Genomic DNA, 15,666 nt, shown 5'->3' with positions numbered 1-15,666 from the left:
TTCTTAGTCAGGAGAGGGTAAGCAGTAATGCTCATCTGGTTGCCAAACTTTGGGGATGTCCTCCCCTAGCTTGCTTGGCAAGATTTAAAATATTTACTGCTGCATTCACATCTCTATTGCAACTCACACCCACAACTAGATTACTTCAAGGGTTTTCCGCCTGTTTTCTGATAATGGCTCTGCCACTTCAGTAAAATCTTGGTACACTGAATTCTGATATCTACAGCCCAAAGATTAAAGTTATTTAGTCTATCATGCTGTGTTTTGCCAAATCCAAGAAAGTTTATATTAAGGATAATGATTTCGGTGGAAATACGCTACAATTGGGAGAAAGCAGAAATTCAGGCGATATACAATACCCCCTTGCTAGAGCTAATTTATCAAGCTGCTACCGTACATCGCCAATATCATGACCCCAAAAAAATACAAGTTTGTAAGCTGATCTCAATTAAAACAGGTGCTTGTCCGGAAGATTGCAGTTACTGCGCCCAATCTTCCCGTTATAAAACGGAGGTCAAGCCCCAAGCACTGTTAGAAAAACAAACCGTGGTTGACATGGCCCAAAAGGCTAAAGCATCGGGGGTAAGCCGGGTTTGCATGGGTGCGGCCTGGCGGGAAGTGCGAGATAATTCTCAATTTGAGACAGTATTGGAAATGGTGAAAGCAGTAACTAACATGGGTTTAGAGGTCTGCTGTACTCTGGGAATGCTGACCGCAGAACAAGCAAAACGCCTAGAAGCTGCTGGACTATACGCTTATAACCATAACTTAGATACATCACCAGAGTATTATAATACCATTATTACCACGAGAACCTATGGCGATCGCCTTAATACCATAGAAAATGTCCGCCAAACAAAGGTCACTGTATGTTCTGGTGGTATCTTAGGTTTAGGCGAAAGTGTAGATGATCGTATGGGAATGTTACAGACCCTCGCCAATTTACAGCCTCATCCTGAGTCAGTACCTATCAACATTCTTTCCCAAGTTCCGGGTACACCCCTAGAAAATCAACCAGATGTACCCATTTGGGAAGTAGTACGCATGATCGCCACCACCAGAATGATCATACCTACTGCTGACGTGCGTCTCAGCGCTGGTAGGGCGAGACTGTCCCCAGTGGAACAGTCCATGTGCTTTATGGCGGGAGCAAATTCCATTTTTTCCAGCGACGATCATAAAATGCTCACAGTCACCACACCCTGTCCAGATTACGACGCTGACAGAGAAATGCTGAACCTACTGGGCTTAGAAATGCGTCCTCCCCACGTCAAACCAGAACAAGCTCATTACTCTGAACAACTACCATCACAGGAGTTGGTTTGATTGAGTTAGGAATATTTGACTTGACATTTCCCCTGGTTGAAACACGGGGGATTCTAAACTGATGTTGCTACGCGGTCATCAGACACCCTAGGCAAGGTTTACGACATAATTTATTTAACCTACTAAATAAATCATATTGTTTTGGGAGTTTCAAAGCTCCCCTACTCATCTTAACTAAGATTGTACTTAGCTGTGTGACTACTTGATTTGGCATCTTATGGATCTTTCACCGACTCGTGGATGCTTTTTTTATTTTAACTGAACAAAAATGCTTTGTAAATACCCATGGCCTTTTGTTAAGGATGCAACAGGATAAATCCTAGGGTAGGGTTTCTCAGGCTCTTACTATGTTTTGATAGACTTTTTGATTTTTCTTAACCTTTTGTTAACCTTTAAAGTTACCACTTAGAGGTATCCTGGTATCGCCCGTATTATTCAATTAACCAAAAATTGACAACAATGTTATCAATCTGCACTGTAATCAATAAGAGTCGTTTAGCTACCACAGCTTCCCTGTTAGCACTAACCATCGGACTAGGAGCGTGTGGCGGCGGACAGCAAGCCTCAGACACCACTGGTGGTGCTGCTACAGATACTACGGCTACCAGTCCTGTGAAATTGGACTTAGGCGGAGACATAGCATTAACTGGTGCGGGTGCTTCTTTTCCTGCACCTTTATTTCAGAGTTGGTTTGTAGATATCAACAAAAAATACCCGAACTTGCAGGTTAACTATCAATCAGTGGGTAGTGGTGCTGGCGTTGAACAATTTACTAAAGGTACTGTAGACTTTGGTGCCAGTGATGTGGCCATGAAGGATGAAGAAATTCAGCAAGTACCAGCAGATAAAGGGGTAATTTTGCTCCCGGTGACAGCAGGTGGCGTTGTACTAGCTTACAACCTGCCCGATGTTCCCGAACTCCAACTACCTAGGGACTTATACGTAGATATCATTTTGGGTAAAGTGACAAAGTGGAACGACCCCAGAATTGTTGCAGCTAACCCAGGTGCCAAACTTCCCGACCAACCAATTACATGGATACATCGTTCTGATGGTAGTGGTACTACAGGTGTGTTTACAAAACACCTAGCGGCTATTAGCCCAGAGTGGAAAGACAAAGTGGGCGAAGGTAAAACTGTAGAATGGCCGGTGGGCGTAGGTGGTAAAGGTAACGAAGGTGTAACAGCCCAAATCAAACAAACTCAAGGATCCCTTGGTTATATTGAGTATGGCTACGCCAAGCAAAACAACCTCAGCTTTGCTGCTTTAGAAAACAAAGCGGGCAAATTTGTTAAGTACAATGATGACTCAGCATCTAAGACTTTAGCTGCTATAGAACTACCAGAAAATCTCCGCGCCTTTGTACCAGATCCCGAGGGTGATGAATCCTATCCCATTGTTAGTTTCAGTTGGATTTTAGCGTACAAAAATTATGCTGATGCTAACAAAGCAAAAGCAATGGAAGCAGTAATTGAGTACGTTTTAACTGAAGGACAAAAAATATCTGGAGAATTAGGGTATATTCCCGTACCTGCATCTGTGGCAGAAAAAGTGGCAAAAGCAGCAGATCAAATCTCTTCAGATTATCAAATATCCATAGCTGGCAGTGGTTCTAGCGCTAGTAATTAGTGTTAATAAATTGTCAGGTGTACCTAAACTTTAGGGTTAATTAGTTGATTAACTAGGCTGTCGCTTTATTAACATTCCCAACTAGCAACCCTTGCAGATTTGATAGAGCGACAACTTTAATAATCTGGTTCGCTCGCACATTTTTTTTCCGTGATTTAACTTTTGTATTGAGTAGTTATGACTACAAGTTCTTCAAGTCTGCTATCGGAAGAAACTAAAAAACGTTCTCAACTCAGAAATTCTTTGGACCAGTCCTTTATCTGGTTAACTCGAATTTTTGCCCTAGCGGTGGCTGGTACTTTATTATGGATTGCCCTCCAAGTTACTGTTGAAGCTTGGCCTGCTATTCAAAAATATGGCGCAGCTTTTTTAGTTCAAAGTTCCTGGAACCCAGTTGTAGATGAATATGGGGTGCTACCGCAAATTTATGGAACTCTTTTAAGTTCCTTGATTGGGTTGTTAATAGCTGTACCCATTGGTGTGGGCACTGCTATATTATTGAGCGAGAATTTTCTCCCCACTCAAGTGCGGACAGTAACAGTATTTTTAGTAGAACTGCTGGCGGCAATCCCCAGTGTTGTCTACGGTATCTGGGGAATTTTTGTTTTAATTCCCATTTTGAACGAAGTTGGAAAATGGATTCATACCTATTTTGGCTGGATACCATTGTTTAGCACTCCTCCCACGGGTCCATCTATGTTTCCGGCGGGAGTGATTTTGGCGGTGATGATTGTGCCAATTATCACGGCTATATCTCGTGATGCACTAATTTCTGTCCCTTCTGCCCTGCGTCAAGCATCCATAGGATTGGGCGCTACTCGTTGGGAAACCATTTTTCTAGTGATTATTCCATCTGCCTTTTCTGGTATCGTCAGTGCTGTTATGTTGGCTCTTGGTCGCGCCATGGGGGAAACAATGGCAGTAACAATGTTGATTGGGAACGCCAACAAAATTAACATCTCAATTTTTGCTCCTGCCAATACCATAGCCTCTCTACTAGCAAATCAATTTGCTGAAGCCAGTGGGTTGCAAGTTGCTGCTTTAATGTATGCAGGCTTGATTTTGTTTTTGATCACACTGTTTGTCAACATCATGGCAGAGTGGATTGTTCAGCGCGTAAAGCCGATCTAGGGTAGTTTGGAATTTAATTATGACATCGAAATTTCCGGAACGTAGTTTGACCTATTCTCCTACATCTCCCCGGACCCTGTTTAATACAGTGATGACAGTGGTATCATTTATCTGTGGGGTGTTGGTGTTAGTGCCTTTGGTGGCGGTATTGAGTTACATTGTGATTAAAGGCTTCGGCAGCCTATCACCTAGTGTATTTTTTGAACTCCCACCCCCACCTGCTAGAGGGGGAGGAGGCTTTGGTAACGCCATTTTGGGAACTCTCATCATGGTCACCATTGCCGCATTAATTAGCATTCCTTTTGGTGTTTTAGCTGCAATTTACTTAACAGAATTCAGCACTGGCAGTCTAGCTAGATGGGTTAGGTTTGCTACTAATGTCCTGAGTGGAGTTCCGTCAATTATTGCTGGAGTGTTTGCCTACGGGATTGTAGTTTTGGGATTGGTAAAACTTAATTTAGGCTCATACTCAGCCATTGGTGGTGGCTTTGCTTTAGCGATTTTGATGCTGCCGATTATTATAAAAACCACAGATGAAGCGTTACAGTTAGTATCGCAAGACTTACGACAAGCATCTGTAGGTTTAGGGGCGACAAATTTTCAAACAGTAACACAAGTTGTCTTACCAGCCGCACTACCAGCTATTGTCACTGGTTCCAGCTTGGCTATAGCCCGCGCTGCTGGGGAAACAGCCCCGTTATTGTTTACGGCTTTGTTCTCCCAATTCTGGCCTAGTGGCTTACTTAAGCCTACTCCTTCCCTAGCTGTTTTAGTTTATAACTTTGCCATTTCTCCTTTTGAAAATTGGCAGTCGCTGGCTTGGGCGGGGTCATTGGTATTGGTATTGATGGTTTTAATTACTAGTGTCTTTGCTCGTTGGGCAACCAGTCGTAATGGTTAGTTAAACTCTATCTCAAGTCAAAATTCACACCACATAAGAATAAATCATGGCTACTAACACTACTACGGTGAATGACACCGAAACTGTTTTACGGACGGAAAATCTCAATGTGTACTATGGCAAATTTTTAGCTTTGCAGAACATTTGGCTAGATATCCCCAAAAATAAGGTGACATCTTTTATTGGTCCTTCGGGCTGTGGTAAAAGTACATTACTGCGATGCTATAATCGTCTTAATGACTTGATTGAATCATTCCGCGCTGAAGGTAAAATCTATTTCTACAATGATAATTTGTATGCTCCAAACATAGACCCAGTAGAAGTGCGCCGCAGAATTGGGATGGTGTTTCAAAGACCAAACCCGCTTCCTAAATCAATTTATGACAACATTACCTTTGGACCGAAAATCAATGGCTACAAAGGTACTAAGGAAGATTTTGATCAATTAGTAGAACGAAGTCTGCGACAAGCAGCGTTGTGGGATGAGGTCAAAGATAAACTGCGGCAAAGTGGCGCATCTTTATCTGGGGGACAACAACAACGCTTGTGTATTGCCAGAGCGATCGCGGTGCAACCGGAAGTTATTCTCATGGATGAACCATGTTCAGCCCTGGACCCGGTTTCTACTCTGCGGGTTGAAGAACTTATTCACCAACTTAAAGAGAATTATACTATTGTCATCGTCACCCATAATATGCAGCAAGCAACACGGGTTTCTGACTACACGGCATTCTTTAATGTTAAAGTCTCAGAAGGTGGTCGCAGTGGTTACTTAGTTGAATACAATTCCACAGAAGCCATTTTCAATGACCCCCAGCAAGAAGACACCCGCAATTATGTTAGTGGTAGATTTGGCTAAATTGCTAAATTTCCAAATTCCTAAAAATCCTCATCATCCACAAAAAACTCGGCATCTTCATTCCATTGAGATTGACTCTGCTCAAAACTGCCAATATCCCACAGTGGCTGCAACAGCGCCATACCAATTAAACCCACCCCCATAGAGAAAGCCAGCAGTAAACCCACTGGTATTTGAATGGACTGAAACATTAAAAATTTCAAAGATACAGGGGTGGCGTTTTGGACAGAGACAATGGCTATGGCCATTACCCATGTAGCCATCACTAAAGATATGGCAATAGGAATCAAAATTCTCATAGTTCAAAGGCCCCTCTCCGTTAAGGAAGAGGGGTTGATGCTAATTTACTAATGAATTGCTACAGGTTCTAGTTTGGTGATGGCATTTTTCATTGCTTCAGCAACTTTGGTTAATTTCTCGGCTGAATTAGTTTCCATGTAAACCCTGACCAAAGGTTCTGTACCGGAGGGACGTAGCAAAATCCAGCTACCTTCTTCTAGGTACAACTTAATTCCATCTTTCCGTCCTACTTCTTTAACTTTAATCCCAGCTACCTCTGAAGGAGGATTGTGAGTAAAAGAGTCTATGACAGTGGTTTTATGTGCTTCAGTTAGATGTAAATCTAGACGCTGATTGTAAACCGGACCGTCTGCTTCGGCTATGGCTTCTTGTACCAATTGACTCAAGGGTTTACCTTCATAAGCAATGGCTTCTGCCACGAGCATATCGGCCAAAATACCATCTTTCTCAGGAATATGCCCAATTACACTTAAACCGCCGGACTCCTCACCGCCAATCAACACTGTGGTTTCCCGCATTTTTTCGCCAATGTATTTAAAGCCTACAGCTGTTTCATAAATTGGCAGCCCATGTTTAGCTGCAAAATTATCTAATAAGTGAGTTGTAGCGACGGTGCGAACGATCGCCCCTTGTTTCCCTTTGTTTTTCATTAAATGACGTGCGAGTAATAGCAGCACAGTATTAGGGGTCAGCACATTTCCCAACTCATCGACAATCCCAAAGCGATCGCTATCCCCATCTGTAGCCAAGCCCACATCGGCTTTATCTCCTTGTACTGCTGCTACTAAGCCTATTAGTTGTTCACCTTTTGGTTCAGGCATTCCCCCACCAAATAAAACATCTCGCTTAGTATTAAAACTTTCTACCTGACAGCCGCAATATTGCAAAACTTCATCTAAGTATCCGCGAGAAGTAGAATAAAGAGCATCATATTTTACCTTTAAATTGGCGCTCTTAATTCTTTCTACGTCCAACAAAGTGTAAATAAACTTGAGATACTCTGGTTTAGGGTCAAAGGTAGAAATCTGACCCACAGGGTTACTGCTGGGCAGTCCATCCCATGCCCCTTCAATGTTGGCTACAATGGTATCAGTAATTTCCGGGGTGGCAGGTCCGGCATAATCAGGAATATACTTAATACCACAGTAAGGGGCTGGATTATGGCTGGCAGTAAACATCAAAGCCCCAGCAGAATTTAACAACCGGGCATTATATGCGATTACTGGTGTTGGGCAATCCCGGTCAGTAATTTTTACGTTCCAACCCAAGTCAGCCAACACTCCCGCCGCGGTTTGGGCGAACTGGTCAGCTAAAAACCTAGTATCGTAAGCAATTAAAACCGGTCTGTCTTTTGCATAAGCTGTTTCTAAATAACTGGCGATGGCTCTGGTTACCTTCCGTACATTAGGGAAGGTAAAATCATCGGCAATAATTCCTCTCCAACCGTCAGTACCAAACTTGATTTGTTTAGAATTGCTACTAGCGCTCATGTTTACCACTTTCTCCCGCACAACTTTACTACTATAGGAAGCTTCTCGCAAAGGGTGCGTAGCCGCAAGTATCCCCTAGAGTATTTTTTCTCATTTTCTGTAGGGACAGGTTAAATTGCCCCTACATTACTTGTTTGAGTTGACTAATCACTGCTCATCAAAAGGTGGCAGTTCCTTAAGAATTGTAAAGCGAATGTGATTAATTGCTAAATCCCCAATGGGTAAATCTTCTTTGGTGAGCCGTACTCCTTGACTACTCAAACTTTCAAAGGTTATTCCTTTGCCAATTTCAATGTGATACCAGGATAAACCCATAAAAAACCTGGTGGGGTAGGGTCCATTATTCCCCAAATCATCAGGATTAGATTCCATGGGTAACCAACCAAGACCGGGTATGTAGAACTCTAACCAAACATGATTAAAATCTGGTTGTAAGGGGACTCCTTGATGTTCGCTATGGGGGGGACATTTATATCTGCCCACTGTTCGGCAAGGAATACCATTTAAACGGCACAAAGCCAGTAAAACCCCTACATACTCACCACAAGAGCCAATGCCCCGTTCTAAGACTAAATCAGGAGTGTCAATATAGGGTTTTATGCCATAGGACAACTCATCATAAACATAATTGCGGATATTGTACATTTTTCGCAGCAGATTGGTTTCCGAACCAATGGCCTCACTAGCAGCCCGGCGAACAATGCCAGTATCCATAGCCAAATCATCGTCATCAACTAAATAACGACTTTCAAACTCTGGGGATAATTCCGGTATATCTTCTACATCCCTGGGAGTAATGCGATACTTAATGCCCCGCACTTCTAACAGTGCTTTCCACCCAAATATATGCCTTTCCCCAGGAGTCAAAGCATCAAACTTAAAGACTGCGACACGTTGTCCATCTATCACTTCTTCTGTGAAGGGAATACCAATAGGTTCGACGTGTTGCAACTTTTGCCTTTCGGTGTCTGAAGGTAAAGCAATGCGCCATTCCACATCTGGTAAATACACCTCTTCTAAAGGAGCAATTTCTTCAACATAGGACATTTCTATTAAATAGCCATTAGACAAGGCATATTTTTTGTCCTCATTGTGATGGTAATGTAGAGGGTGAATAAAAGTGCGATCGCGGTAGGTTAGCTCATGACTGGGATCAGCATTGGGATTATCCCGGATATAAGGCTCATCTGAAGCATAGGCCACAAACAAGGTTTCCTTTCCGGTTTGTTGATGCTTGTGTATAGCAATGCCTGTAGGACATTCAAAGGGGGTTAATAAACTAAACTGTATTTCTCCCGTTGCCCTATCCATAGCATAAACTGTTTGTTCCGTGCGATCGCACACCCACAGAGTGTCATGGCTAACTGCCAAATTTTCCACACCCACCCCTGGAGCATAAAACCGAGTAATTTCCTTCCGGCTCTGGCGGTCAAAAATCAAAATGTAACCCAACTTCTGACAGCTTACATAAACTGTTGATTCCCAAACGGCCACTCCATCAGCAGTGTAAGGCAATGTGACAAAATGTTCCAGCCCCAAGGACGGGAGTTTAGACACATAAACACTATTTTCCCGCGTTACCCAGAGAGAATCTGACCATACAGCTAGACCCGTGACATCTCGAAATTCCCTCACTTGATGGGGATTTTTAATTTTGCTGTTGTCTGAAGCTGGATCAATCTCCAGTAAATGCCCTTTAATACTATCAACAGCAATTAGTGTATCTTTGATAAAAGCAATCCCACAAAGAGAGGCTGCTGTTAACGGTCGAATTGTTCTTTGACCAAACATTTGGCTGGTAATCAAACTAGGAAGTGCAAAACTCATATTAAGCATATTTATTTAATGATTTACCACGCCCCCAATTAATTTGGGCATATTCATCTAAATTTAATGGGTAAGGGCTTATTACGTTTTTGGCTGCTTAGTGAGGTACATCATGAGCAAGCTGGATGCTCGCGCTACAATTAACAAATTGGTAAAAAAACCATAAGATGCAAACTCAAGTAGTCACACGGCTAAGTATAATCTTAGTCAAGGTGAGTGGGTGAGCTTTGACAATCCCAAGACGATATTATTTAATAAATCATATCGTGTGCGTTGCCTAGCTTGTCTGATGACGGCGTAGCAACATCGGTTTAGAATCCCCTTTGTTTCAACTAGGGGAGATGTGGAAACTACTTCAGTGACATATACAATGTCTGCTAACTCTCAGCCTGAAAATACTAGCCCTTCCCATAGTTGGGAAATTGACGAGTCCCTAGACTTGCTCAATAGTGACCCAAACAACGGCTTAACATCTCAACAAGCCCAAGAGCGCCTAGGAAAGTATGGACCCAACGAACTGGAAGAAAAAGAAACTCGCAGCCCTTGGGAAATTTTTTTAGACCAGTTTAAAAACATCATGTTACTGATGTTAATAGCTGTGGCTTTTATATCAGGTTTTTTAGACCTCATCGCCTGGCAAGCGGGAGAATTTAAACCCGGTGAAGTACCCTTCAAAGATACCATTGCCATTTTAGCCATTGTCATTCTCAATGGAGCGTTGGGCTATGTCCAAGAAACCCGGGCAGAAAAAGCGTTAGCAGCCTTGAAAAAACTTTCCTCCCCCCTAGTGCGAGTCATCCGCAACAGTACCACTATGGAAATAGCGGCTCCAGAAGTAGTACCAGGGGATATTATGCTGCTAGAAGCCGGAATGCAAATAGCCGCGGACGGACGGTTAATTTCACAAGCTAATTTACAGGTGCGAGAGTCAGCGCTCACAGGCGAAGCAGAAGCGGTTAACAAGCAGGCTAATTTAATTTTACCGGAAGAAACATCATTAGGCGATCGCCTCAACTTAGTTTATCAAGGTACAGAAGTAGTCCAAGGACGGGGTAAAGTCCTGGTTACCAATACGGGAATGCAAACGGAACTAGGTAAAATTGCCACGATGTTGCAGTCTGTAGCTAACGAACCTACCCCTCTGCAACAGCGGATGACACAGCTTGGCAACATCCTAGTTACGGGTTCCTTAATTCTGGTAGCCTTTGTGGTCATAGGTGGAGTCATTCAAGCTAGGGGACTGAGCAATATCCGGGAATTATTAGAAGTATCCCTGAGTATGGCAGTAGCTGTAGTCCCAGAAGGCTTACCAGCGGTGATCACAGTTACTCTAGCACTGGGAACCCAGCGCATGGTACGCCATCATGCTTTAATTCGCAAACTACCCGCAGTGGAAACCTTGGGTTCAGTCACCACCATCTGCTCCGACAAAACCGGCACATTGACCCAAAATAAAATGGTAGTCCAGTCAATGTATGCCAACAATCATATTTTTGCCGTCACAGGGGAAGGTTATACACCCACAGGGGAATTTTACCTCAATAATCAAACGATCGCCATAGAAGATTACCCAGAAATCCCTGCAATTCTGATCGCAGCCGCCATTTGTAACGATTCTGTACTACAAAAACAACCAAAAGAATGGACAATCATTGGCGACCCTACTGAAGGCGCATTAGTCACTGTCGCCGCCAAAGCCGGCATTGAACAGGACCAATGGCAAAGCAAATTACCCCGCATCAGCGAAATTCCGTTTAACTCCCAACGGAAACGCATGAGCGTAATTTGTCAAATAGAACAGGTAGCCACACCAGAACCATCTTTAACAGACCTAGACCCCCTCATTGCCAACCTCACAGCAAGTCAACCTTACCTAATGTTTACCAAAGGTTCGCCAGAACTAACCCTAGGTAATTGCACTCATATACATTTAGGTAATGAGTTTGCCCCTTTAACGGACTCACAACGCCAACAAATCCTGGAGGAAAACAACCGCATGGCTCAAAAGGGTCTGCGAGTCCTGGGATTTGCCTACAAACCTTTCACTGACACCCCACCATCAGCACCAGATGAAACATGGGAGCAAGAAATGATCTGGCTGGGGTTAATAGCAATGCAGGATGCTCCCCGACCAGAAGTGAGAGCAGCAGTACAAGAATCCCGCACGGCAGGTATTCGCCCTATCATGATTACAGGCGACCACCAACTAACAGCCAGAGCCATCGCCGTTGATCTGGGAATAGCCGGGGAAACAGATCGGGTCCTCACTGGTCAAGAATTGCAGCACATGAGCGACCAAGAACTACAACAACAAGTTGATTTGGTGAGTATTTACGCTAGAGTCGCCCCGGAACACAAACTCAGAATCGTTCAAGCACTACAACAACGGGGCAAATTCGTAGCTATGACCGGGGATGGTGTCAACGATGCTCCAGCATTAAAACAAGCAGATATTGGGATTGCCATGGGCATCACTGGCACTGATGTTAGTAAAGAGGCTAGTGATATGATATTGCTAGACGACAACTTCGCCACCATTGTCGCCGCTACTAAGGAAGGGAGGGTGGTATATACTAATATTCGCCGCTTTATTAAATACATTCTCGGTAGTAATATCGGCGAAGTCCTCACCATCGCCTCGGCACCACTGCTAGGATTAGGAGGCGTTCCCCTCACACCATTACAAATTCTCTGGATGAATTTAGTCACAGACGGTTTACCGGCTTTGGCTCTGGCGGTTGAACCCCCAGAAGCAGATGTCATGAAGCGCCCCCCGTTTAGCCCTCGGGAAAGCATTTTTGCTAGGGGACTGGGTGCATACATGGTTCGCATAGGAATCATTTTTGCCATCATCACTATTATCTTAATGCGGTGGGCATATGATCACACCCAGGCTACAGTTAACCCGGACCTTGACCCGGAACGTTGGAAAACAATGGTCTTCACATCCCTATGTATTGCCCAAATGGGTCACGCCATCGCTATTCGTTCTAACAATAAACTCACTATCGAAATGAACCCATTTTCTAATATTTTTGTACTGGTGGCGGTGGTGGTGACAACAATCTTACAACTGATGTTAATATACATACCCCCCATCCGCGCTTTTTTTGGGACGCATTTCCTACCTCTACCAGAATTAGCCATTTGTTTTGGCTTTAGTTCGTTAATGTTTGTCTGGATTGAACTAGAAAAAGTTTTCTTTCGCCTCACTGGTAAAAAAAGTGTATGAAAACAACCATAAATCCAGTCTTCATGATCTATGTATCTGAAAAACCTACACCTTAAACAATTTCGTAATTACCAAGACCAAAAAATTCAGTTCACCGCCCCTAAAACAATCATCCTGGGTAACAACGCCCAGGGTAAGTCCAACCTACTGGAAGCTGTGGAAATCTTGGCTACATTGCGATCGCATCGCCTAGGACGCGATGGGGACTTTATTCAAACGGGACAGGATACAGCCCAAATTCACGCCCTCATCGACCGAGATAACAGCATCACAGAAGCCACATTAACCATGCGCCGCAACGGTCGCCGCACCGTGGCCATCAACGGTCAAACCCTGCGGCGACAAATGGATTTTCTGGGTGTACTTAATGCGGTGCAATTTTCCAGCTTGGATTTAGACTTAGTACGCGGTAGCCCAGAAAACCGTCGTCACTGGCTAGATACACTCCTGATGCAACTGGAACCCATCTACGCCCACACTTTGCAGCAATATAACCACATCCTCCGCCAACGCAACGCTTTTCTGAAGAAAATTCAACACTCAGAAAACTCACCCACCCAGATAAATCACTCCTCTAGCCAAAAATCAACACTGGCCATCTGGGACACCCAATTAGTCACCACCGGTACAAAAATCATCACCAGACGCGATCGTATCCTACAAAGACTAACCCCCATCGCCGCCGCCTGGCACAAAAAAATTAGTGGTGACACTGAAAAATTACAAATCAACTACCTCCCCAATGTCCCCATCACCCAACCCCATCCACAAGAAATACAAACTTCCTTCCTCAGCAAGATTCACCAACGGGCAGTAGCAGAATTATACCAAGGCTCAACCCAAGTCGGGCCACACCGTGACGAAATAGAACTAACCATCAACCAAACACCAGCCCGTCAATACGGTTCCCAAGGTCAACAAAGAACCCTGGTCTTGGCTTTAAAACTAGCGGAACTACAACTAATAGAACAAATCATCCAAGACCCGCCCCTATTATTACTAGATGATGTTCTCGCTGAACTAGACCCATACCGCCAAAATCAACTACTAGAAGCCATTGAAAATCGTTTTCAAACTTTAATTACCACCACTCACCTTAGTTCCTTTGACTCCCAATGGTTAAAAGGCTCACAAATTCTCTTAATCAAATCTGGTCACATCAGCACTAAATTTTAGATTTTGGATTTGAGATTTTAGAAGGTCTCCCACACCCCAACAAGATTACAAAATGTAAAGCCCACCAAATAGCCCAAAACCCCCAAACCCCAGTCACTGTTACAACTATATTAAGAAATGTAAAGCCTGCCTCAAAACCGTCGCAAGGGGATGGAAAATTGAATAAGTAGCACACTCTTCTAGAGTGTATTCAACACCCCAATTCCCCCGCAAGGGGATGGAAACATCAATAATTGAAACTAGCAAGGATTAACAGAGGATGATTATAAAATCAAAAAATCACAGCATCGGATTAGTATAAGTTCCCGGTTTGGGATTATATGACCAAGAAGTACATAATTGGACGGCATTATATAGACGCAATACCTTATTAAGTAACCAGGTATTAATGGCATATGTACAAGCTGGTGGTTTTGATGCTCAACTTGTGAATTTGAAAGCTGGTGATTGCGTCGATTTTAGACTGGTTCTACAAATTACCAAAGGTGCAAGAGAAATGGGAATACCACTTCTATGGACTAACGGTTTAGAACTTGGACAAATGAAAAAGGATGGTTTGGATTGATTTTGTGTTAAGTTAGGTAAATTTTGTTGATTTTTGAGATCAAAAAATGCAATAAAAACATTAAGTATTAGCGGGGATAATTATGACCTCAACATCTCATAAAAGACCAACAATTGGATTAATTGAAGTTCCTGCCACTGGACTATACGATGCAGAAGGAAAGAATTGGACATCTTTATATAGACATCGTTCCTTAATCAGTAAACAAGTGTTGATTCCTGACTTGCAAGCGGGAGGATTTGATGCCCAATTGGTCAACCTCAGAGATGATAATTATAGTGAAGAATTCGGTGATGTGTTCTGGAAAGGAATGACCTTGCGGAAAACTTATGTGGGGGGCAAAATTTCCGCCCTTGATCCTGAAGCTTTTGATGCTTGGGGTGTGACAGTTAATTTTTCTCAAGATCGTCAAGTTACCTGTATGCTAATTGAACATTTGGCTCAAGGAAATCGCCCCATTGTTGTTGGTGGTTCTGATGCTTTGGCTGAACCCCATCACTATTTAAAAGCAGGTGCAACAGCAGTTGTTCAAGATAAATCTGGGGCGGCAAATTGGGCGCTTTTTGATTATGTATTGGGAAGAACACCAAGAGAAGAACTCTCTGGGGTGATTTTTGCCGATGGTAAACAATATCCTAGAAAGACTAAAGCCAAAAGTCCAGAGGAGTGGGCGTTACCTTCGGTGGAAGTGGCCAGGGAATGTTTAGGGACGCTACCTAATGTTCAAGGAAAAGCACCTGTTGGTTCACTGGTGGCGGATATTGGTTGCGATCGCACCTGTGATTTTTGTATGACTCCTACCTACGGTACAGGCTATCGCAGAATGTCCCCACAAACAGCCATGAAATGGTTGGCTATACAGAAAGAAGCGGGGGCGCTGGCTATCAATATCGGTTCTGATCAATTCCTCGCCCGTGGTCTGTTTCCTGAAGGACGACAAGAGATCATAGAAATTACCAATGGTGCGCGGGAGATAGGTGTATCTCTAATGTGGCCGAACGGTTTGGAACTGAGGAAAACAACCTTGGGAAGTGGGCGTAACTACGAAAGCACCGATCTTAGACCTGATGAAGAACTGATTCAAGCTTTGCAGGACTTACGCAACTGGCACAGGCGATCGCTAGAATATAGTATTATTGTACTACAATAAATAACATAACTGGCACAATCAGTCTCGGTGCGGCGGAAGCGTCGCGCCGAGACTAAACTCCAGTAAAAAGCCAATTTTGC

At 43.5% G+C, this 15,666-nt stretch carries 12 protein-coding genes; 9 read left to right on the top strand and 3 right to left on the bottom strand.

Features of this window, described 5'->3' with window-relative positions:
• Window positions 1–297 precede the first annotated feature (297 nt).
• The 5 genes from bioB (at window position 298) to pstB (ending at window position 5,846) form a co-directional block, all read left to right on the top strand.
• A complete protein-coding gene (gene bioB / locus NWP17_RS05630; RefSeq protein ID WP_280653934.1) occupies window positions 298–1,326 on the top strand; it encodes a biotin synthase BioB in 1,029 nt (342 codons plus the stop codon).
• A gap of 459 nt (window positions 1,327–1,785) precedes the next feature.
• The gene (pstS, locus tag NWP17_RS05625; RefSeq protein WP_280653933.1) at window positions 1,786–2,955 is read left to right on the top strand and encodes a phosphate ABC transporter substrate-binding protein PstS; all 1,170 of its coding nucleotides are present in this window, start codon (window positions 1,786–1,788) and stop codon (window positions 2,953–2,955) included.
• 177 nt (window positions 2,956–3,132) lie between these two features.
• Entirely contained in the window at window positions 3,133–4,086 is a 954-nt protein-coding gene (gene pstC, locus NWP17_RS05620) for a phosphate ABC transporter permease subunit PstC (RefSeq protein ID WP_280653932.1), read from the top strand.
• Between the two features lie 19 nt (window positions 4,087–4,105).
• Window positions 4,106–4,987, top strand: coding sequence for a phosphate ABC transporter permease PstA (pstA, locus tag NWP17_RS05615; protein WP_280653931.1), 882 nt, complete (start codon window positions 4,106–4,108; stop codon window positions 4,985–4,987).
• A 46-nt stretch (window positions 4,988–5,033) separates the two neighbouring features.
• Entirely contained in the window at window positions 5,034–5,846 is an 813-nt protein-coding gene (pstB, locus tag NWP17_RS05610) for a phosphate ABC transporter ATP-binding protein PstB (protein ID WP_280653930.1), read from the top strand.
• A 20-nt stretch (window positions 5,847–5,866) separates the two neighbouring features.
• Here pstB and NWP17_RS05605 read toward each other — a convergent pair whose 3' ends face one another.
• The 3 genes from NWP17_RS05605 to NWP17_RS05595 form a co-directional block, all read right to left on the bottom strand.
• Entirely contained in the window at window positions 5,867–6,145 is a 279-nt protein-coding gene (locus NWP17_RS05605) for a LapA family protein (RefSeq protein WP_280653929.1), read from the bottom strand.
• Window positions 6,146–6,193: 48 nt separating this feature from the next.
• Complete coding sequence (locus NWP17_RS05600) at window positions 6,194–7,636, bottom strand: phosphoglucomutase/phosphomannomutase family protein (RefSeq protein WP_280653928.1); 1,443 nt, start codon at window positions 7,634–7,636, stop codon at window positions 6,194–6,196.
• Between the two features lie 147 nt (window positions 7,637–7,783).
• On the bottom strand, window positions 7,784–9,472 hold the full coding sequence (locus NWP17_RS05595; protein ID WP_280653927.1) for a transglutaminase domain-containing protein: 1,689 nt from the start codon (window positions 9,470–9,472) through the stop codon (window positions 7,784–7,786).
• A gap of 361 nt (window positions 9,473–9,833) precedes the next feature.
• On the opposite strand from NWP17_RS05595, the gene NWP17_RS05590 reads away from it, so the two are divergent.
• The 4 genes from NWP17_RS05590 to NWP17_RS05575 all read left to right on the top strand — a co-directional run bounded on the left by NWP17_RS05590 (window position 9,834) and on the right by NWP17_RS05575 (window position 15,586).
• Window positions 9,834–12,695 carry a cation-translocating P-type ATPase gene (locus NWP17_RS05590; RefSeq protein ID WP_280653926.1) on the top strand — a complete coding sequence of 954 codons (2,862 nt, stop codon included), beginning with the start codon at window positions 9,834–9,836 and terminating at the stop codon, window positions 12,693–12,695.
• Window positions 12,696–12,725: 30 nt separating this feature from the next.
• On the top strand, window positions 12,726–13,871 hold the full coding sequence (gene recF, locus NWP17_RS05585; RefSeq protein ID WP_280653925.1) for a DNA replication/repair protein RecF: 1,146 nt from the start codon (window positions 12,726–12,728) through the stop codon (window positions 13,869–13,871).
• Window positions 13,872–14,259: 388 nt separating this feature from the next.
• Window positions 14,260–14,436 (top strand): hypothetical protein, encoded by a 177-nt coding sequence (locus NWP17_RS05580; protein ID WP_280653924.1) that lies wholly within the window; start codon window positions 14,260–14,262, stop codon window positions 14,434–14,436.
• Window positions 14,437–14,518: 82 nt separating this feature from the next.
• On the top strand, window positions 14,519–15,586 hold the full coding sequence (locus NWP17_RS05575) for a radical SAM protein (protein WP_280653923.1): 1,068 nt from the start codon (window positions 14,519–14,521) through the stop codon (window positions 15,584–15,586).
• Window positions 15,587–15,666: the final 80 nt, after the last annotated feature.

The organism is Chrysosporum bergii ANA360D (assembly GCF_029891735.1).
Taxonomy (GTDB): Bacteria; Cyanobacteriota; Cyanobacteriia; order Cyanobacteriales; family Nostocaceae; genus Umezakia; species Umezakia bergii.
Note: the sequence above shows the minus strand (reverse complement) of the source record. Positions and strands in the feature narration are given on the sequence as shown.